Source organism: Bradyrhizobium genosp. P (genome assembly GCF_049949265.1).
GTDB lineage: Bacteria > Pseudomonadota > Alphaproteobacteria > Rhizobiales > Xanthobacteraceae > Bradyrhizobium.
In genome coordinates this window covers 5,824,130-5,843,154 of the sequence record NZ_CP188195.1, presented here as the reverse complement: position 1 = coordinate 5,843,154, position 19,025 = coordinate 5,824,130, and the positions used below count along the sequence as shown (strand labels likewise).

The window sequence follows — 19,025 nt, the reverse complement described above, 5'->3', positions numbered from 1 at the left end:
TTGCTGAGGTTCTGGCGGGCGACGATCAACTCGCGCAACGGGCTGGCTTTCGCCATTCGCTCGGAGCAGGCGATCCGCGAAGAGGTGGTGGCGCTGGTGCTCTCGGTGCCGCTGGCCTGGCTGGTCGGCGCCACCGTGATGCGCTGCGTCGAGCTGGTTGCGACCGTCGTGCTGGTGCTGGTGATCGAGCTGCTCAACACCGCGATCGAGAAGCTCTCCGATCGCCTGACCACCGACCATGATCCCCAGATCGGGCGGGTCAAGGACATGGGCTCGGCCGCGGTCGGCGTCGCGCTGGTCATGGCCGGGTTGTTCTGGCTGTTCGCCCTCGCCGAACGCATGGGCGCGTTCTGAAGGCGGACATTGAAGTTGGCTGTTGTGCGGGGCAACATAGCGATATGAGCGAACAACAGATCAAGATCACCCTGGCGCAACTCAATCCGACCGTCGGTGACGTCACCGGCAATGCCAGCAAGGCGCGCGCCGCGCGCGAGAAGGCGAAAGCCGATGGCGCCGATCTGGTGGTGTTCTCGGAGCTGTTCATCGCCGGCTATCCGCCGGAAGATCTGGTCCTCAAGCCCGCGTTCCAGTCGGCCTGCCGCGTCGCGATCGAGGAACTGGCGCGCGAGACCTCCGATGGCGGTCCGGCGGTCCTGATCGGCACGCCCTGGGTCGAGGACGGCAAGCTCTACAATGCCTGCGCGCTGCTCGACGAGGGGCGCATCGCGGCACTTCGTTTCAAGGCCAACCTGCCGAATTACGGCGTGTTCGACGAAAAGCGCCTGTTCGCCCGCGGCCCGGCCTCGGGCCCGGTGACGGTGCGCGGCGTGCGGGTCGGGGTTCCCATTTGCGAGGACATCTGGCTCGAGGAGTCAGAGGAATACGAGAACGTCGTCGAGTGCCTGGCGGAGACCGGCGCCGAAATCCTCATCGTGCCGAACGGCTCGCCTTACGCGCGCGACAAGAACGATTTGCGGCTGTCGATCGTGGTGGCGCGGGTCACCGAGAGCGGATTGCCGCTGATCTACCTCAACGAGATCGGCGGCCAGGACGAGCTGATCTTCGACGGCGCCTCCTTCTCGCTGAATGCCGACCTGTCGGTGGCGGCACAGCTTCCGGCGTTCGAGGAGAGCATCACGACGCTGTCATGGCACAAGACAGCGGACGGCTGGCGCTGCGATGGACCGATCGCTGAGGTCGTCGAGGGCGACAAGGCCGACTACGCGGCCTGCGTGCTCGGCTTGCGCGACTATGTCCGCAAGACCGGTTTTCCCGGCGTGCTGCTCGGGGTCTCCGGCGGGATCGATTCGGCGCTGTGTGCGGCGATCGCGGTCGACGCGCTCGGGGCCGACAAGGTGCGCGGCGTGATGCTGCCGTTCCGCTATACCGCGCAGGTGTCGCTCGACGATGCTGCCAAGCTCGCCGCCGCGCTCGGCATTCGCTACGAGATCCTGCCGATCGCAGATGCCGTGAACGGGTTCGAGAAGATTCTCGCGCCGGTGTTCGAGGGGCTGGAGCGCGACATCACCGAGGAGAATCTGCAGGCGCGCGCCCGCGGCACGCTGCTGATGGCGATCTCCAACAAAACAGGCGCGATGGTAGTGACCACGGGCAACAAGTCGGAAATGTCGGTCGGCTACGCCACGCTCTATGGCGACATGAACGGCGGCTTCAACCCGATCAAGGATCTCTACAAGACCGAAGTGTTCCGCCTGTCGTCGCTGCGCAATTCCTGGAAGCCGGACGGCGCGCTCGGCCCATCGGGCGAGGTGATCCCGATCAACATCATCGTCCGCCCGCCGACCGCGGAGTTGCGCGAGAACCAGACCGACCAGGATTCGTTGCCGCCCTACGAGGTGCTGGATGCGATCCTCGAACGGCTGGTCGAGCGCGAGGAGCCGCTGGCTGCGATCGTCGCCGCCGGCTTTGACCGCGACGTGGTGACCCGCGTCGATCGCCTGCTCAACATCGCCGAATACAAGCGCCGGCAGGCCGCGCCGGGCGTCAAGGTCACGCGCAAGAATTTTGGCCGCGACCGCCGCTATCCCATCACCAACCGCTTCCGCGATACCGGCAAGCCATTGCCCGAGCCGGACGACACGCTGGTCACGCGCGCTTCACGCGCCTCGGTGGAAGCTTTTGAGGGGTGAGCGCTACTGCTTCGGCGGAATGAAGGTCGGGCCGACGGTGCGGATCTGCTTGTCACTGGACGGCGGGGCAGGAGTCGTGGTGTCGGCCGCGGCGGGTTGCTGCTGCACCGCGGCCGGCGCGCCCTTCTTGCCGGTCGCTTTGGTCCCCTGCTGTTGAGCGCGCTGCTGCATCTTCTTGGCGCTCTCTTCGGTGACGATGATGTCGCCCTGCTGCTCGACCGAGGCCTTGTCGTCGACGGCTTTCAGCGCCTCCGCCCAGCTCTGGCCGGCCGGCTTGCAGGAGCAGGACGGATTGAACTCGGTGCGGTATTTGAACGCGTTCGGCAGCGAGGAGTAAGGTTGGCCGTTGATCGACACCGCCTGGTTGATGTCTTCGCCGGGGTTGCGATAGGCGAACAGGCTGGCCTCGGCGGCTGGGCACTGCGCCTTGCAGACCTGCTCGTCGGCGGCAAACCGCGCCTGCACGGTCGCGAACGAGACCGGGAAATAGGCGCCGTCGCAGGTGCGGACGCAGACGGTGCGGAAGGTGCCGGACGGAGCGCTGTAATCGGCGCTGGGCGGTGGCAGCGGGTTGTTGTTGCCGCCGCCGAACAGATTGTCGAGGAAGTTGCCGGGTCCGCGCGCCGCGGCCGCATATTGCGGGCCGCAATTGTTCTGCGCGAGCGCGATCAGCACCGAGTGGCGCTGGTTCTCGCGGTCGGCGCCGCCGAGGCCGCCGGTGCGCAGACGCTCGAGGTTCGCGGTCATCTGGTCGAGATTGCCGCGCATCTGCTGGATCTGGTTGTTGACCGGTCCGCACTGCGCCGAATTGTTGTTGAACAGCGAGAAGAAGCCGGAACTGTCGCATCCCATGCGCCGGGCCTGCGACGTCACGCGATCGAGTTCGGCCTGCTGCTTGGCGGCGGCGTCCTGATAGCGACGGATCTGGTCGTCCTTGGCCGGGTCGCCGCTGCCGCCACCGCGGTCAATCGTCGCCAACTGTCCCTCGAGCCGGCCGCAGATCGGGTTGGTTTGCGCCGCCCCTTGCTGTGGCGGCGGCCCTCCGGGCGGTCCCTGATTCGTCTGCGCGAACGCGCTCGTAGCAGGCAGCGCGATGCCGGCAAGCACGGCGCAGGTCAAAAGCCATAGGGACGAACGACATGGGGACGAACGACATGGGGACGAACGACATGGGGACGAACGAAGAGTGGGGGTATGGGGCATATCCAGCCATTAACAACGATGCCGCGCGGCGGCGAACGCCAGAGCGCGCGGCCGAGGCGGGCCTGCAATAGCCTTTTCTCGGGGCAGCGTCACGTCGTTTCCGGGGCGCCGATGTGGCAAAAAGCCGGGCTCGACCAGCCGCTTGGGAGGAGTTCAGCGCTGGCAGGTGATGGCGACGTATTCGCCGCAACTGTTTCCGCTGCATTTCTGGTTCGCAGGGTGCGGAACCGCGCCCGTGATCTCGTCGGGATCGACGCGGCGGAAGTTCGAGGCCTGTGCAAAATCGTGTGATTGGCAATAGGCGCGGGCGGCGGACACGCCGCATTTGTCGCCGCGTGCCAGGCACTGGTCGATGCCGTAGCCGTCGGCCTGGTTGGCGATGATGAAAACGCGGCTGTCGGCGAGCACCGCCGTGGCCATCAGGAGGGACGTGCAGGCAATCAATGCTGAAATGGGCCGCATGGTGCACCGATGAAAGCGCGGGGAATCCGCTGCCCCACGAGATACGCCCAAATCCTTAATAATGATTAACCATGAGGGGCTTGATGCTGATTTTGCGCCCGTGGGCGTACAAAAGCCCGAAAGCCGCCCCTTGACGCCATGGAGGGGCCATGAGACATGATGGAACCATGAACGGCCACCTCGCCATCTGCAGCATTTGCCGCGAGATTATGAGCTAGCGATTCGCTGGCTGAGGCCGTCTTTTCTCAATCATCCTGAGATCATTGGACGCCCGGCCGCAAGGGACGGATATCCATGGAATTGCGCCTTTACGATACGTTGACCCGGGAGAAGCGGCCGTTCGTGCCGCTCGATGCCAATAACGTCCGCATGTATGCCTGCGGACCGACGGTCTACGACTTCGCCCATATCGGCAACGGCCGCGCCGCTGTTGTATTCGACGTGCTGTTCCGCGTGCTGCGCCATCGTTATGGCGCCGACCACGTGACCTATGTCCGCAACATCACCGACGTCGACGACAAGATCAACGTTCGCGCGGCGCGGGATTATCCCGGCGTGCCCCTGAACGAGGCGATCCGCAAGGTCACCGAACTGACCTATCGGCAATACCAGGACGACGTCAGCGCGCTGGGCTGCTTGCCGCCGACAGTGCAGCCGCGCGCGACCGAGCACATCCCGGAGATGCGCGCGATCATCGAGAAACTGGTTGCCGGCGGCTTCGCCTACGTCGCGGAGGATCACGTGCTGTTCTCGCCGCAGGCGATGAATGCGGCCAATTCGACGCTGCCGCGCTACGGCGCGCTGTCGAAGCGCTCGCTCGACGAGATGATCGCCGGCGCCCGCGTCGACGTCGCGCCCTACAAACGCGACAACACCGATTTCGTGCTGTGGAAGCCGTCGAAGCCGGGCGAGCCGTCATGGCCGTCGCCGGCCGGCATTGCAGTCGAGGGACGTCCGGGCTGGCACATCGAGTGCTCGGCGATGGCCTGGAAGCATCTCGGCGAGAAATTCGATATCCATGGCGGGGGCATCGACCTGGTGTTCCCGCACCATGAGAACGAGCTCGCGCAGACCTGCTGCGCATTCAACTCCGATCGCATGGCCAATGTCTGGATGCACAACGGCTTCCTGCAGATCGAAAGCGAGAAGATGTCGAAGTCGCTCGGCAACTTCTTCACGATTCGCGATCTCCTGGCCGATTGGCCGGGCGAGGTGTTGCGGCTCAGCATGTTGAGGACGCACTACCGTTCGCCGCTCGACTGGACTCTCAAGAGCGCGGAAGAGGCTGCGAAGACGCTCGACGACTGGTATGATATCGCAGCCGATGCCGAACCCGGTCCGCCGTCGCCGGCGATGCTCGAGGCGTTGTACGACGACCTCAACACGGCACAAGCGATGGCGGTGCTGCATAGCCTGCGCAATGTGGCCTCAGACAATGAGCAGAGCCGCAAGGAGTTCGCCGGTTCACTGCGGTTGCTTGGCTTCCTGTCGGAGAGCGCGGCTGCATGGAAGGGTCGTAAGCAGCAGGCGAGCGGCGTGGATGCCGGTGTCGTTGAAGCGCTGATCGCCGAACGCACCGCGGCGCGGGCACGCAAGGACTTCAAGGAGTCCGATCGTATCCGCGACCAGCTCGCCGCGATGGGCGTCGTGATCAAGGACTCCAAGGAAGGCACCACCTGGGAGATCGCGCGATGAGCCGTTCCGCACCCGCGCTGCGTCCGTTCCTCCCCGAGGATACGCCGCTGCTGGCTGCGATCTTCGCCGCGTCGATCATGGATCTGACCGGCGATGATTACAGCGAGGCGCAACAGGAAGCCTGGGCTGCCGTGGGCGATGATGAGGAGGCCTTCGGCAAGAAGCTCGCCGGGCAGCTCACGCTGGTTGCGACGCTGCAGGGCGCGCCGGTCGGTTTCGCCTCGCTGAAAGGACCCGACCACATCGATATGCTCTATGTGCATCCGAGTGCGGCGGGGCAGGGTGTGGCGAGTACGCTGTGCGACGCGCTGGAGAGGATCGCGGGCGGGCGCGGCGCCAAGACCCTGAAGGTGGACGCCAGCGATACCGCGCTGGATTTCTTCGGCAAGCGCGGCTACGTCGCGCAGCAGCGCAACACCGTCACGATCAAGGGCGAATGGCTCGCCAACACCACGATGCAGAAGAAGCTCGACGGTGCCGCGCCGCAGGGAGGCCAAGCATGAGCCGCGAACGCCTCTATCTGTTCGACACCACGCTGCGCGACGGCGCGCAGACCAACGGCGTCGACTTCACGCTGCAGGACAAGCAGGTGATCGCTCGGATGCTGGACGAGCTCGGCATCGACTATGTCGAGGGCGGCTATCCCGGCGCCAATCCGACCGACAGCGAGTTCTTCAGCAAGAAGCCGGACTTCGGCCACGCGCGCTTCACCGCGTTCGGCATGACGCGCCGGCCGGGGCGCTCTACGTCGAACGATCCGGGTCTTGCCGGCATCCTCGAGGCCAAGGCGGATGCGATCTGCTTCGTCGCAAAGTCCTCCGCCTATCAGGTCCGCGTCGCGCTCGAGACCACCAATGAGGAGAACCTCGCCTCGATCCGCGACAGCGTCGCAGCGGCCAAGGCGCTCGGCCGTGAGGTGATGGTCGACTGCGAGCACTTCTTCGACGGCTACAAGGAGAACCGCGACTTCGCGCTCGCCTGTGCGAAGGCGGCCTATGAGTCCGGTGCGCGCTGGGTGGTGCTGTGCGACACCAATGGCGGCACCATGCCGCATGAGATCGAGACCATCGTCGGCGATGTCGCCAGGCACGTGCCGGGCGAAAACCTCGGCATTCATGCCCATAATGACACCGAGCAGGCGGTGGCCAATTCGCTGGCCGCCGTGCGCGCCGGTGCGCGGCAGATCCAGGGCACGCTGAACGGGCTCGGCGAGCGCTGCGGCAACGCCAATCTCTGTTCGCTGATCCCGACCTTGCGGCTGAAACAGGAGTTTTCCGGCAAGTTCGAGATCGGCGTCACCGCGGAGAAGATGGCGACCTTGATGAAGGTGTCGCGCACGCTCGACGACATGCTGAACCGCGCGCCCGATCGCCATGCGCCTTACGTCGGCGAGAGCGCCTTCGTCACCAAGACCGGCATCCATGCTTCCGCAGTGATGAAGGATCCGCAGACCTACGAGCACGTGTCGCCCGACACTGTCGGCAATCACCGCAAGGTGCTGGTGTCCGACCAGGCCGGCCGCTCCAACGTGATCGCCGAACTCGATCGCGCCGGCATCGCCTATGATAAGAGCGATCCGCGGCTGACGCGCCTCGTTGAGGAGTTGAAGGAGCGCGAAGCGGCGGGTTTCGCCTATGAATCCGCCAATGCCTCGTTCGATCTGCTGGCAAGGCGCACGCTCGGCAAGGTCCCGGAATATTTCAAGGTCGAGCAGTTCGACGTCAATGTCGAGCAGCGCTACAACGCCAACGGCCAGCGCGTCACGGTGGCGCTCGCGGTGGTGAAGGTCGATGTCGACGGCGAGCGGCTGATCTCGGCCGCCGAGGGTAACGGTCCGGTCAATGCGCTCGACGTCGCGCTGCGCAAGGATCTCGGCAAATACCAGAAATACATCGACGGGCTGAAGCTGATCGATTACCGCGTGCGTATCCTAAATGGCGGCACCGGCGCGGTCACGCGCGTGCTGATCGAGAGCGAGGACGAGAGCGGCGAGAAGTGGATCACGGTCGGGGTGTCGCCGAACATCATCGACGCCTCTTTCCAGGCGCTGATGGATTCGGTGATCTACAAGCTGGTGAAGTCGGGCGCGCCGGCTTAACTGACTAACACGTCATTCCGGGGCGCGTCGAAGACGCGAATCTCAGATGCGCAATTGCGCATCGGGGAATCTCGAGATTCCGGGTCTGGTCCTTCGGACCATCCCGGAATGACAACTGGGGCCAGATGTCATGATCGACCACGTCTCCGTCGGTGTCAGCGACCTCGAACGCGCCGCGCGGTTCTATGAGGCGATGCTGGCCGCGCTCGGCCTGAGCCGCCTCGTGACGCGGCCGGCGACGGTCGGGTTCGGCAAGGCCTATCCCGAATTCTGGATCAATTTACGCGCGTCGATGCCGCCGGTGCCGCACGAGAGCGGCACCCATATCTGCCTGCGCGCGAAAACCACCGCGGAGGTCGACGCCTTCCATGCCGCCGCGCTCGCCGCAGGCGGCCGCTCGGACGGCGCGCCCGGCCTGCGTCCGCATGACCGCGTGCGCTACTACGCCGCCTTTGTCCTCGACCCCGACGGCAACCGCATCGAGGCTGTGACATTCCCACCGGACTGACATGGGGTTAAAGTCCCAGATCGAAGGAACGCCCGGGTTTGCGATCGGTGGCTTTGCTGATTAAGTCTGTCTGAGTGGAGAATTGGTATGCACATCGAAACAGACATCAAGTTGGATTTCCGGGACGTCTTGATCAGGCCAAAGCGCTCGGTTCTGACGTCGAGATCAGAGGCAAACATCGAGAGAACATTTCGGTTTCTTCATGCCGGGACCGAGTGGACCGGATTTCCCCTGATCGCGTCGAATATGGACACCATCGGCACGTTTGAGATGGCCGCCGCTTTGAGTAAGGTCAAAGCCATGGTTGCGCTGCACAAATACTATCCAGCGGAGCATCTCGTCGACTTCTTCAGATCCGAAGCATCCCGCAATGCCTTTTTCACGGTGGGGTCGTCATCGGCGGACTGGGAAAAGCTCGCCGCGGTGAAGGCAGAGGTCGCGGTGCCGATGATCAGCATCGACGTCGCCAACGGATACACCGAGCAATTCCTCGATGCAGTCGCAAGGCTCCGGTCGGAAAATCCAAAAGCCGTGATCATGGCCGGAACGGTCGTGACTGCGGAGATGACGGAAGCCTTGATACTCGCTGGTGCGGACATCGTTCGCATCGGAATTGGCTCCGGATCGGTCTGCACGACGCGGGACCTGACCGGCGTCGGCTTTCCGCAATTGTCGGCGGTGATCGAATGTGCGGACGCGGCGCACGGCCTGAAGGGCCAGGTTTGCTCGGACGGAGGTTGCGTGGTGCCGGGCGACATCGTGAAGGCGATCGGGGGTGGAGCTGACTTTGTCATGCTCGGAGGGATGCTGGCCGGACATACGGAGTGCGCCGGAGAGGTCGTTCATGAGTTGGTGGACGGCCAGCAGATATCGAAGATGGTGTTCTATGGAATGTCATCCGAGACGGCGATGAAGAAGTATCATGGCGGTGTCGCAAACTATCGCGCCGCCGAGGGCAAGACGGTGACGGTACCGTTCAGGGGCGAAGTAAGGGAGACGCTCACAACGATCGCCGGCGGGCTAAGGTCCGCCATGACATATATTGGCGCCGAGAACCTCAAGGAGGTGACCAAGCGAACGACGTTTGTCCTGGTGACCGCCCAGCGGAATACGGTTTACGGCTGAGCGCAGCGCTTCCGATCTGTGAAGGAAGCAGATCAAAATAAGCAGCTGGAGCCAACCGCATGTATCGCGCAAAGCTGATCACAGCTTCCGCGCCAGCTCCGGCGCAATCGTTCCGCGTCCCGCAGGTATGTTGGCCGCGGCGGCGCGCAGACGAGGCAGGATGTCCTCGACGCGTTCGGCCTTCAACACATCGACCTCGAGATTGGGCCTGATGAATCCGTTGCTGCGCATGTGCGCCAGCAACGCGAGTAGCGGCTCCCAGAAGCCGTCGATGTTGGTGAGGAGGATCGGCTTGGCGTGACGGCCGAGCTGCTGCCATGTCAGCTGCTCGATCAATTCCTCCAGTGTCCCGATCCCGCCGGGCAGCGCGACGAATGCATCGGAGCGCTCGAACATCAGCCGTTTGCGCTCATGCATGTCGGGTGTAACGATCATTTCCTGAACGCGCTTCAGGGCATTTTCGTGCGACATCAGGAATTCCGGGATGATGCCGGTCACGATGCCGCCATGGTCGAGCGCGGATTTGGCAACCGCGCCCATCAACCCGTACGAGCCGCCGCCATAGACCAGCCGGATGTTGTTCTCGGCAAAGGTCTTGCCGAGGGCCATGGCGGCCTCGACGAAGCGGGGATTGTTGCCGGGGCCGGAGCCGCAATAGACACAGACGGTTTTGATAGGGTTGGTTTTGATAGGGGTGGTTTTGATTTGATCCATGCGATCCATGTGGCACTGCAACGTAAATAGCGTCAAGAGACGGATATGGGGATTGAGAGCCGAAAAATCCCGTAAATTCCCGCGAATCGCGAAAGATTTTCGTCACAAGCCTGTACGCTGCATTCAAACAATCTATATGACGGGCTGAATGTCGAACCATGGAAAAGATGTGACGGCGAGGCGGCGCGCCGTCCCGGTCCCGGCGGGCGCCCGATGACGCCTCCGCCCCCGCATTTGCCCGCGGTCGAGCCGCCTGCGGCGGTGATGTCGGCCGCAGAGAGAGCGACGCTGTTCGGGACGCTCGTCCATCTCTGGCCCTATATCTGGCCGGGCGATCGTGCCGATTTGAAGATGCGGGTCGTCTGGTCGATGGTGCTGTTGCTGTTCGCGAAGCTCGCGACGCTGTCGGTGCCGTTCACATTCAAATGGGCGATCGATGCGCTGAACGGCACCGGGTCTGCGCCGGTTGCGCCGTCGAACTGGATGATGTGGCTGATCGCCTCTCCGGTGCTGATGACGATTGGCTACGGTGCGGTGCGCATCATCATGGCGGTGCTGACGCAATGGCGCGACGGCATCTTCGCCAGTGTCGCCATGCATGCGGTGCGGCGGCTCGCCTACATCACTTTCGTGCACATGCATGAGCTGTCGCTGCGCTTCCATCTCGAACGCAAGACCGGCGGCCTGACCCGCGTCCTCGAGCGCGGCCGCACCGGCATCGAGACCATCGTGCGGATGGTGATCCTGCAGCTGATCCCGACCTTCGTCGAGGTCGGGTTGTTGGCGGCGGTTTTGCTGTGGCAGTTCGACTGGCGCTACGTGCTGGCGGTGCTGATGACGGTCGTGGTGTTCATGTACTTCACCTACATCGCGACCCAATGGCGGATCGAGATTCGCCGCAAGATGAACGATTCCGACACCGAGGCGAACACCAAGGCGATTGACTCGCTGCTCAACTACGAGACCGTGAAATATTTCGGCGCGGAGGAGCGCGAGGCACAGCGCTACGACCGCTCGATGGAGCGCTACGAGCAGGCCAGTGTGAAGACCTACACGTCGCTGGCGTTGCTCAACACCGGACAGGCGATCATCTTCACCGCGGGGCTGACCGCAACCATGCTGATGTGCGCGTTCGGCATCCGCAACGGCACCCACACGGTCGGCGATTTCGTGCTGATCAACTCGATGATGATCCAGCTCTACCAGCCGCTGAATTTCATGGGCATGGTCTATCGTGAGATCAAACAGGCGATCATCGACATCGAGAAGATGTTCGAGGTGCTGGCGCGCGATGCCGAAGTGAAGGATGCGCCGGGCGCCAGGCCGCTCGTCGTCTCCGCGGGCAGCGTCCGCTTCGAGGACGTCCGCTTCGCCTACGAGCCCGACAGGCCGATCCTGAAGGGCCTCAATTTCGAGGTGCCGGCCGGCAAGACGGTCGCCATCGTCGGCCCCTCCGGCGCCGGCAAGTCGACGATCTCCCGGCTGCTATTCCGGCTCTATGACGTGTCCTGCGGCCGCATCCTGATCGACGGCCAGGACATCAAGTCGGTCACGCAGGCTTCGCTGCGATCGGCGATCGGCATGGTGCCGCAGGACACCGTGCTGTTCAACGACACCATCCGCTACAACATCCGCTATGGCCGCTGGGGTGCCAGCGATGCGGAGGTGGAGGAGGCGGCGCGGCTGGCACAGATCGACAATTTCATCCGGATGTCGCCGAAGGGGTATGAAACCCAGGTCGGCGAGCGCGGGCTAAAGCTGTCCGGCGGCGAGAAGCAACGCGTCGCCATCGCGCGCACCGTGCTGAAGGCGCCGCCGATTCTCGTACTCGATGAAGCGACGTCGGCGCTCGACAGCCACACCGAGCACGAGATCCAGGGGGCGCTCGAGCGCGTCTCGCGCAACCGCACCTCGCTTGTCATCGCGCACCGTCTGTCGACCATCGTCGGCGCCGACGAGATCATCGTGCTGGACCAGGGCTGGATCGCCGAGCGCGGCACCCATGCGCAGCTTTTGGCCTCGGGCGGGCTGTATGCCAGCATGTGGAACAGGCAGCGCGAGGCCGAAGCGGCTCGCGAAAGGCTTTCGCAGATCGACGACGGGGACGAGGCGCCGAACCGCCTGCCGCCGGCTGTTGCCGAGATGGCCGAGGATTCGGCCCCAATCACGGTCGAGAAGCCCTTGCCGACCGCCGCGGAATAGTCGAAGTAGGACCCCTCCCGCCAGAGGGGCGGGAAACTCTTGAGCGAGCTTTGATGTCGATCGCCAACTCCATCCGCGCGCAGATTCCCCCGATCCATCCCGAGGGCTATCCGTTCATCGGCGGCTTCGCATTGGCGAGCCTGATCCTGTTCTGGATCTGGACCCCGCTGGGCTGGATCGGCACGCTGCTGACGATCTGGTGCGCGCTGTTCTTCCGCGATCCCGTCAGGGTGACGCCGGTGCGTGACGGCATCGTGGTGTCGCCGGCCGATGGCCGCGTCTCGATGGTGGTGCAGGCGCTGCCACCGGCCGAACTCGGCCTCGGCGACAAGCCGCTGCCACGGGTCTCGATCTTCATGAGCGTGTTCAACTGCCATGTGAACCGCAGCCCGGTGGCCGGCCGTATCGACCGTATCGCCTATCGGCCGGGCGCCTTCATCAACGCCGAACTCGACAAGGCGAGCGAGGACAATGAGCGCAACTCGCTGGTGATCTCGATGCCGAACGGCCGGATTGGCGTGGTTCAGATCGCGGGGCTGGTGGCACGGCGCATCGTCTGCTTCGTCAAGGAGGGGCAGTCGATCGGCGCCGGTGAGCGTTTCGGCCTGATCCGCTTCGGCTCGCGACTCGACGTTTATCTCCCTGAAGGCACCAAGGCGCTGGTGTCCGAGGGCCAGACGGCGATCGCCGGCGAGACCATATTGGCGGATTTCCATGGCGCCGATCCCGGGCGGACGTTCCGCGCCGATTAACTGTGTTTTCTGGGGCCAATCAGCCGGTTCCCGCCGCAATGGCGGAGCACGGCGTTGCTTGCTATATTAGCTGATCATGATGCCGATAGATCCCAACTCTCCCGAATATCGCCGCCGCCGGTTCCGCCCGATTCCGGTGCGCATGCTCGTGCCGAACATGATCACGCTGCTGGCAATCTGCGCCGGCCTGACCGCGATCCGGCTGTCGACGGAAGGGCGGATGGAGCTTGCGGTTGGTGCGATCGTGTTCGCCGCCGTGCTTGACGGCATCGACGGCCGCGTCGCGCGCATGATCAAGGGCCAGTCGAAGTTCGGCGCCGAGCTCGACAGCCTCGCCGACTTCGTCAATTTCGGCGTCGCGCCTGGCCTGATCCTGTATTTCTGGCAGCTGCATGAGCTGAACAATGGCGGCTGGATCGCTGCGATGGTATTCGCGATTTCGGGTGGCCTGCGTCTTGCTCGCTTCAACGCCTCGATCGACGATCCGAACAAACCGGCCTTTGCCGCCAATTATTTCACCGGCGTGCCGGCACCAGCCGGCGCGGTGACGGCGCTGCTGCCGATCTATCTGGCCTTCCTCGGCGTGCCGATGCCGCCGGCGACGCTGACCGCGTTCTACACACTGCTGATCGCCTTCCTGATGGTGTCGCGGCTGCCGGTGTTCTCCGGCAAGACGGTGAAGATGCGTGTGCCACCGGAGATGGTGCTGCCGGTGTTCGTCTCGGTGGTGTTCTTCGTTGCGCTTTTGATTGGCTACCCCTGGCACATCCTGTCGGCCGGTTCGGTGCTCTATCTGATCAGCCTGCCCTGGGGCTGGAAGTCCTATCGCGACCAGGAGCGCAACCTTACCGCGCAGGAGCGGGCGGCGAGTGCATCTGCGCCGGTCCCAGCGTCCGCGTACGCGCCGCAGGTCGCGGACACCGACACCGACACCGACACCGACACCGACCAGGACAACCGTCCGACGCACCTGCACTGAACGCGCCGAACTGACCCGTCATCCCCGCGCAACGGCTTCACCGTCATCCTGAGGTGCGAGCTCTTGCGAGCCTCGAAGGATGTACGGCCACAAGCGGGGCCGTCGGCCCTTCGAGACGGCCGCTTCGCGGCCTCCTCAGGGTGACGGTGATAGAGCTGCATGAATCCTCGCGCAGATATCAGCCATGAGCGTTCCCTCGGTTGGGTTCGCGTCCGATCTCGGCTATAGGCGGAGACCGGCCCGCGAACGCCAAAAGATCAGGAGAGAAACGCCGTGACGACATCCGCTTCAGCCCCGCTTCCTGCGTCCGTTCTCGAAGCGCTGGCGCGCTATGACACGCCGACGATCTGCAACGCGATGGAGGTCGTGGCGCCGGAGCGCCGCCTGATCGGCTACACGGTGAAGCCGCTGATTTGTCCGTTTCCGACGCTGCCGCCGATCGTCGGCTATGCCCGCACGGTTGCGATCCGCTCGGTGCTGAAGTCCGGCCTATCGGCCGAAGAGCAGTCGAAGCGCCGCATCGACTATTACGAATATGTCGGCACCGGCTTCGGCCCGCGCATCTCCGTGATCCAGGACATCGACGGTCCGGACGTCGGCTACGGCGCGTTCTGGGGCGAGGTGCAGAGCAATGTGCACAAGGCGCTCGGCTGCCTCGGCGTCATCACCGACGGCTCGATCCGCGACATCCCGCAATGGGCCCCCGGCTTCCAGGCGCTGGCCGGCTCGATCGGTCCGTCGCACGCGTGGGTGCATGCTGAAAGCTTTGGCGGCGAAGTCCGTGTCGCCGGGATGACGGTGCGCTCCGACGACCTGATCCACGCCGATTATCACGGTGCGATCGTGATCCCCTACGAGATTGCCGCAAAGCTGCCCGAAGCCGCCGAACTATGCGGCCGCCGCGAAACGCCAATCCTGGAGATCGCGCGCTCGAAGGATTTCACGCTTGAGAAGCTGAAGGAAGCCCTGAAGCGCTCGGCGGAAATCCACTGAGACGGACGCGTCTCGTCAGATTGTCAAACGGCGGGCTGGATAGCCCGCCGTTTTGTTTTGGCGGTCTCGCCGACACAATCCTCGCGACGTCGGAGATCCCGAACGATCATCTCGACAGCGATGTTCGGCGGAAATCAGGTGCGCTCGGGCGACCTGCGTTGCTCGGCACCATCGCATTCTGTGCGGTAGTCGGGCGGAAAACCAGCCGTGGCAATCTCCGTGCGGCGTATTATCTTTGCGGCGGCGCAGGGGAACGACCAAAGGACCGTTGCAATGAAGATGGATGGCAAGACCGTATTGATCACCGGTTCGACCGATGGGGTCGGCCGTTACGTCGCTTTGAGACTTGCGGCCGACGGCGCCAGGGTCCTGATTCACGGCCGCGATACGGCGCGCGCACAGATGCTGGCCAACGAGATCAAGCGGGCGGGCGGCGCCGAGCCGATGTTCTATCAGGCCGATCTTTCCTCGCTCGCCGAGGTCGGCGAATTCGCCGAGGCGGTGCTCGCCGATCAGGAGCGCCTCGATGTCCTCATCAGCAATGCCGGGATCGGCACACAAAGCGAAGGTCCGGCACGGCAGACCAGCAAGGACGGCCACGAACTGCGCTTTGCGGTGAACTATCTCGCCGGCTTCTTGCTCGTGCACCTGCTGCTGCCGCGGCTGAAGGCGGCCGCGCCGGCGCGTATCGTCAACGTGGCGTCGATCGGCCAGCACCCGATCGATTTCGACGACGTGATGATAACGCGGAACTACAGCGGCGGCCGGGCCTATGGGCAGAGTAAGCTGTCGCAGATCATGTTCACGATTGATCTCGCCGAACAGTTGCAGGGCACGGGCGTGACCGTCAATTCGCTGCATCCGGCGACCTACATGAATACAACGATGGTGCGCGCCAGCGGCGCCACCCCGATCTCGACCGTGGAGCAGGGCGGCGACGCCATCCTGCGTCTGGTATACGGCGACGATGTCGCTGAAAGGAGCGGGTTGTTCTTCAACGGCATGAACGAGGCGCGCGCCAATCCGCAGGCCTATGATGCCGATGCGCGGAAGCGGCTGCGGGCAGTGAGCCTGAAGCTGACGGGAGTGTCCTGAACGGCCTGGCCGCCGGTCTCAACGCGCCTTCTGGCCGGCCAAGGCGACGATCTTGCGCCAGCGCTCGGTCTCGGCGGCGAGCATTCCGCCGAACGTCTCGGCATCGCCGGCAATCGGAATCGCGCCGAGCTTGACGATCTGCTTCTTGATCGCGGGATCGGCGAGGGCGACGTTGATCTCGCGGTTGAGCAGGTCGACGATCTCCTTCGGCGTGCCGGCCGGCGCGCCGACGCCATAGAATGAACTGGTCTCGTAGCCGGGCAGCACGTCCGATATCGGTGGCACATCGGGCAGCGTCGCCGAGCGATCTTTCGTCGTCACGCCGAGGGCGCGGAGCTTGCCGGAGCGAACCAGCTCGAAGGAGGACGTGACGTTGTCGAACATCGCCTGGATCTGCCCGGACATCAGGTCGGTCAGTCCGGGCGCCGAGCCGCGATAGGGAATGTGGACGAGATCGACGCCGGCCATCGCGTTGAACAATGTGCCGGACAGATGCAGCGACGTCCCGACGCCTGACGATCCGACGCTGAGCTTGCCGGGATTGGCCTTCGCGTATGTGATGAGCTCCGCGATATTGTGCACCGGCAGATCATTGTTGACGACGAGCACCAGCGGAATCCGGGCAACGCCCGCGACGGGCGCGATGCTCTTGCTGAAGTCGAAATGGATGGTTGGATCGAACGAGGCGTTGATGGCGTTCGCCGTGCTGGTCAGCAGCAGCGTGTAGCCGTCCGGTGCCGAATTGATCACGGCTTCGGTTCCGACGCTGCTGCCCGCGCCGGGCTTGTTCTCGACCACGAAGGGATATCCGAGCCGCTCGGTCAGGCGCTGGCAGATCACCCGCGACAGCACGTCAGTGGCGCCGCCGGCGGCATAGGGCACGATCCAGCGCACCGGCTGCGCCGGATAGGCGGCATTCGCGAAGGCCCGATTGCAGCGTGCCGTAGCGGCGAGGCAGGCGGCACCGAACATCGAGACGACGAACGCTCTGCGCGCGATCATGATGGGCTGCTCCCTTTGCTCTCTGCACATACGTCGCCTTGATGGGCGCCGCACGCCCTTCTCGGGGTCTTGGTAAAGGCGGCATGGCGTGAACCGGGGAAATCGAGGGGCAACCGGCCCCTTCGAAATTAATCAAACATGCGTGATGCGACCTGCGCTGCCGTGCTTAACCATTGCCATTAACGTTCTCAGGCCGAACCGCGACTATAGCCAAGGGATCAAGCAGCGCTGATGTGATGATATCAATCCCGGATCGAGCCAGCAGCACGGCAGGCAAGTCGTCGTCATCAGCCAGACGCTGGCTCAAGGCGATCGAGCTGACCGCACGGATCGATGCAGAGCCGCAGCGCCTGTTTGCCGATCTGATCGACGAATGGGCCGAGCGACGCCCCGCACAGGCCTGCCTGCTGTCGGACCGCGAGAGCTTCATTTATCGTGAGCTCGCCGCGCGCATCAACCGCTATGCGCGCTGGGCGCTGGCGCACGACATCGCGGTCGGGGAGTGTGTCGGCCTGTTGATGCCGAACCGGCCGGAGTATCTCGCGGCCTGGCTCGGGCTCAGCCGCGTCGGTGTGGTGGTGGCGCTGATCAACACCAATCTTGTCGGCCGATCGCTCGCCCATTGCATCGATGTTTCCGGCGCGAAGCACCTGATCGTCGCGGCCGAGTTGCGCGACGCGTTCGATGGCGCCGCAGCACATCTCGCGCGCCTGCCAAGGCTCTGGCTGCATGGCAGCCGCGATGAGGCCGATCTTGCCGAGGCATTGGCCGGATACGATGACGGCCTGCTGTCGGCAGCGGAACGCCGTGCGGTCACTATCGATCATCGCGCATTGATGATCTACACCTCGGGCACCACCGGGCTGCCCAAAGCCGCCAATGTCAACCATCGCCGCGTGCTGACCTGGGGCCGCTGGTTCGAAGGCCTGATGGAGGCGACAGCCACCGATCGCCTCTACGACTGCCTGCCGCTCTATCACAGCGTCGGCGGCGTCGTGGCTCCCTGCAGCATGCTGAGCGCAGGCGGATCGGTCGTGATATCGGAGAAATTCTCCGCGAGCCGGTTTTGGCAGGATATCGCGCGCTGGGATTGTAGCGTGTTCCAGTATATCGGCGAGCTCTGCCGCTTCCTTCTCAAATCACCGCCAGCCGAAGGCGAGCGGACGCACCGGCTGCGGCTCGCCTGCGGGAACGGCCTCGCCGGCGACATCTGGGAGGCGTTCCAGGCGCGCTTCGGCATTCCACAGATCCTGGAATTCTACGCCGCGACCGAGGGCAATTTCTCGCTCTACAATGTCGAGGGCAGGCCGGGCGCCATCGGCCGCATCCCCCCGTTCCTCAAGCATCGCTTTCCGGCGGCGATCATCCGCCTCGACACCGACGGCGCGCCACTGCGCTCGCCCGAAGGGTGGTGCGTGCCATGCGCGCCTGATGAGGCGGGCGAAGCGATCGGACGCATCGGATCGAAGGCGGAGCGTGGCGGCCGCTTCGAGGGCTACACGGACATCGCCGAGACCGAGAAGAAAATCCTGCGCAATGTGTTCGCGGCCGATGATGCCTGGTTCCGTACCGGCGACATGATGCGGCTCGACCGCGCCGGCTATTTCCATTTCGTCGATCGCCTGGGCGATACGTTTCGCTGGAAGGGAGAAAACGTCGCCACGTCGGAAGTGAGTGCGGCCATGCTGGCCTGTCCCGGCGTCACCGATGCCGTCAGCTACGGCGTCGCGATTCCAGGCGCCGACGGCCGCGCCGGAATGGCCGCGATCGCCGTCGACGAGAGCTTCGAGATCGCGGTCTTGTATGGCCATCTTGCCAATCGGCTGCCGTCCTACGCCCAGCCGGTCCTCATTCGTATCCGCGACAGGCTCGAGGTCACGGAGACGTTCAAGCAGAAGCGTACCGAGCTCGTGAGCGACGGCTTCGATCCCGCCCTCGTCAGCGACCGTCTGTTCTACCGTGACGCCGCAGTCGCGACCTATCGGCCGCTCGATGGCGCGAGCTTTGCGGACATCGTCAACGGCACGCTGCGGCTCTAGCCGGCCAA

17 protein-coding genes are annotated in these 19,025 nt (G+C 64.2%); 13 read left to right on the top strand and 4 right to left on the bottom strand.

Going from position 1 to position 19,025, the window contains the following annotated elements:
- Both ACP2YO_RS28355 and ACP2YO_RS28350 read left to right on the top strand, forming a co-directional pair.
- A complete protein-coding gene (locus ACP2YO_RS28355; RefSeq protein ID WP_426434444.1) occupies positions 1-354 on the top strand; it encodes a diacylglycerol kinase in 354 nt (117 codons plus the stop codon).
- A 44-nt stretch (positions 355-398) separates the two neighbouring features.
- Positions 399-2,150, top strand: a complete 1,752-nt coding sequence (locus tag ACP2YO_RS28350; RefSeq protein ID WP_426434443.1) for an NAD+ synthase — start codon at positions 399-401, stop codon at positions 2,148-2,150.
- 3 nt (positions 2,151-2,153) lie between these two features.
- Here the strand turns inward: ACP2YO_RS28350 and ACP2YO_RS28345 are convergent, their stop codons facing one another.
- Together ACP2YO_RS28345 and ACP2YO_RS28340 are read right to left on the bottom strand one after the other, a co-directional pair.
- Positions 2,154-3,257, bottom strand: a complete 1,104-nt coding sequence (locus tag ACP2YO_RS28345) for a DUF2865 domain-containing protein (RefSeq protein ID WP_426434442.1) — start codon at positions 3,255-3,257, stop codon at positions 2,154-2,156.
- A 249-nt stretch (positions 3,258-3,506) separates the two neighbouring features.
- Entirely contained in the window at positions 3,507-3,815 is a 309-nt protein-coding gene (locus tag ACP2YO_RS28340) for a hypothetical protein (RefSeq protein WP_426434441.1), read from the bottom strand.
- A gap of 294 nt (positions 3,816-4,109) precedes the next feature.
- Here ACP2YO_RS28340 and cysS point away from each other — a divergent pair, with 294 nt between their 5' ends.
- The 5 genes from cysS to ACP2YO_RS28315 all read left to right on the top strand — a co-directional run bounded on the left by cysS (position 4,110) and on the right by ACP2YO_RS28315 (position 9,241).
- Positions 4,110-5,510 (top strand): cysteine--tRNA ligase, encoded by a 1,401-nt coding sequence (cysS, locus tag ACP2YO_RS28335; protein WP_426434440.1) that lies wholly within the window; start codon positions 4,110-4,112, stop codon positions 5,508-5,510.
- Positions 5,507-6,013 (top strand): GNAT family N-acetyltransferase, encoded by a 507-nt coding sequence (locus ACP2YO_RS28330; protein ID WP_426434439.1) that lies wholly within the window; start codon positions 5,507-5,509, stop codon positions 6,011-6,013. Before cysS ends, ACP2YO_RS28330 begins: the two co-directional genes overlap by 4 nt.
- Positions 6,010-7,608 carry a citramalate synthase gene (gene cimA, locus ACP2YO_RS28325; protein WP_426434438.1) on the top strand — a complete coding sequence of 533 codons (1,599 nt, stop codon included), beginning with the start codon at positions 6,010-6,012 and terminating at the stop codon, positions 7,606-7,608. Before ACP2YO_RS28330 ends, cimA begins: the two co-directional genes overlap by 4 nt.
- Positions 7,609-7,738: 130 nt before the next feature.
- Entirely contained in the window at positions 7,739-8,116 is a 378-nt protein-coding gene (locus ACP2YO_RS28320) for a VOC family protein (RefSeq protein ID WP_426434437.1), read from the top strand.
- Positions 8,117-8,203: 87 nt separating this feature from the next.
- A complete protein-coding gene (locus ACP2YO_RS28315) occupies positions 8,204-9,241 on the top strand; it encodes a GMP reductase (RefSeq protein ID WP_426434436.1) in 1,038 nt (345 codons plus the stop codon).
- Positions 9,242-9,319: 78 nt separating this feature from the next.
- Here ACP2YO_RS28315 and ACP2YO_RS28310 read toward each other — a convergent pair whose 3' ends face one another.
- Positions 9,320-9,955: a TIGR00730 family Rossman fold protein gene (locus ACP2YO_RS28310; RefSeq protein ID WP_426434435.1), complete on the bottom strand. Its 636-nt coding sequence runs from the start codon at positions 9,953-9,955 to the stop codon at positions 9,320-9,322.
- Between the two features lie 213 nt (positions 9,956-10,168).
- Here ACP2YO_RS28310 and ACP2YO_RS28305 point away from each other — a divergent pair, with 213 nt between their 5' ends.
- From ACP2YO_RS28305 to ACP2YO_RS28285, 5 genes are all read left to right on the top strand, one after another.
- Positions 10,169-12,157, top strand: a complete 1,989-nt coding sequence (locus ACP2YO_RS28305; protein ID WP_426434434.1) for an ABCB family ABC transporter ATP-binding protein/permease — start codon at positions 10,169-10,171, stop codon at positions 12,155-12,157.
- A gap of 53 nt (positions 12,158-12,210) precedes the next feature.
- Positions 12,211-12,909 (top strand): phosphatidylserine decarboxylase, encoded by a 699-nt coding sequence (locus ACP2YO_RS28300; protein WP_426434433.1) that lies wholly within the window; start codon positions 12,211-12,213, stop codon positions 12,907-12,909.
- 79 nt (positions 12,910-12,988) lie between these two features.
- Positions 12,989-13,888 carry a CDP-alcohol phosphatidyltransferase family protein gene (locus ACP2YO_RS28295; protein WP_426434432.1) on the top strand — a complete coding sequence of 300 codons (900 nt, stop codon included), beginning with the start codon at positions 12,989-12,991 and terminating at the stop codon, positions 13,886-13,888.
- Positions 13,889-14,161: 273 nt separating this feature from the next.
- Complete coding sequence (locus tag ACP2YO_RS28290) at positions 14,162-14,881, top strand: RraA family protein (protein ID WP_426434431.1); 720 nt, start codon at positions 14,162-14,164, stop codon at positions 14,879-14,881.
- A 273-nt stretch (positions 14,882-15,154) separates the two neighbouring features.
- Positions 15,155-15,976, top strand: coding sequence for an SDR family NAD(P)-dependent oxidoreductase (locus ACP2YO_RS28285; protein WP_426434430.1), 822 nt, complete (start codon positions 15,155-15,157; stop codon positions 15,974-15,976).
- 18 nt (positions 15,977-15,994) lie between these two features.
- On the opposite strand, the gene ACP2YO_RS28280 is transcribed toward ACP2YO_RS28285, so the two are convergent.
- Complete coding sequence (locus ACP2YO_RS28280) at positions 15,995-16,978, bottom strand: Bug family tripartite tricarboxylate transporter substrate binding protein (protein ID WP_426434429.1); 984 nt, start codon at positions 16,976-16,978, stop codon at positions 15,995-15,997.
- A 236-nt stretch (positions 16,979-17,214) separates the two neighbouring features.
- Between ACP2YO_RS28280 and ACP2YO_RS28275 the strand changes: the two genes are divergently transcribed.
- Positions 17,215-19,017, top strand: a complete 1,803-nt coding sequence (locus tag ACP2YO_RS28275; protein WP_426443332.1) for a long-chain-acyl-CoA synthetase — start codon at positions 17,215-17,217, stop codon at positions 19,015-19,017.
- The last annotated feature ends 8 nt before the right edge of the window (positions 19,018-19,025 follow it).

What these genes read in the sequence shown, in the direction of transcription:
- ACP2YO_RS28350 (WP_426434443.1), top strand. Translation starts at nt 399, where the DNA reads ATGAGCGAACAACAGATCAAGATCACCCTGGCGCAACTCAATCCGACC.
- ACP2YO_RS28340 (WP_426434441.1), bottom strand. Translation starts at nt 3,815, where the DNA reads ATGCGGCCCATTTCAGCATTGATTGCCTGCACGTCCCTCCTGATGGCC.
- cysS (WP_426434440.1), top strand. Translation starts at nt 4,110, where the DNA reads ATGGAATTGCGCCTTTACGATACGTTGACCCGGGAGAAGCGGCCGTTC.
- ACP2YO_RS28330 (WP_426434439.1), top strand. Translation starts at nt 5,507, where the DNA reads ATGAGCCGTTCCGCACCCGCGCTGCGTCCGTTCCTCCCCGAGGATACG.
- cimA (WP_426434438.1), top strand. Translation starts at nt 6,010, where the DNA reads ATGAGCCGCGAACGCCTCTATCTGTTCGACACCACGCTGCGCGACGGC.
- ACP2YO_RS28320 (WP_426434437.1), top strand. Translation starts at nt 7,739, where the DNA reads ATGATCGACCACGTCTCCGTCGGTGTCAGCGACCTCGAACGCGCCGCG.
- ACP2YO_RS28315 (WP_426434436.1), top strand. Translation starts at nt 8,204, where the DNA reads ATGCACATCGAAACAGACATCAAGTTGGATTTCCGGGACGTCTTGATC.
- ACP2YO_RS28310 (WP_426434435.1), bottom strand. Translation starts at nt 9,955, where the DNA reads ATGGATCAAATCAAAACCACCCCTATCAAAACCAACCCTATCAAAACC.
- ACP2YO_RS28305 (WP_426434434.1), top strand. Translation starts at nt 10,169, where the DNA reads ATGACGCCTCCGCCCCCGCATTTGCCCGCGGTCGAGCCGCCTGCGGCG.
- ACP2YO_RS28300 (WP_426434433.1), top strand. Translation starts at nt 12,211, where the DNA reads ATGTCGATCGCCAACTCCATCCGCGCGCAGATTCCCCCGATCCATCCC.
- ACP2YO_RS28295 (WP_426434432.1), top strand. Translation starts at nt 12,989, where the DNA reads ATGCCGATAGATCCCAACTCTCCCGAATATCGCCGCCGCCGGTTCCGC.
- ACP2YO_RS28285 (WP_426434430.1), top strand. Translation starts at nt 15,155, where the DNA reads ATGAAGATGGATGGCAAGACCGTATTGATCACCGGTTCGACCGATGGG.
- ACP2YO_RS28280 (WP_426434429.1), bottom strand. Translation starts at nt 16,978, where the DNA reads ATGATCGCGCGCAGAGCGTTCGTCGTCTCGATGTTCGGTGCCGCCTGC.
- ACP2YO_RS28275 (WP_426443332.1), top strand. Translation starts at nt 17,215, where the DNA reads ATGATATCAATCCCGGATCGAGCCAGCAGCACGGCAGGCAAGTCGTCG.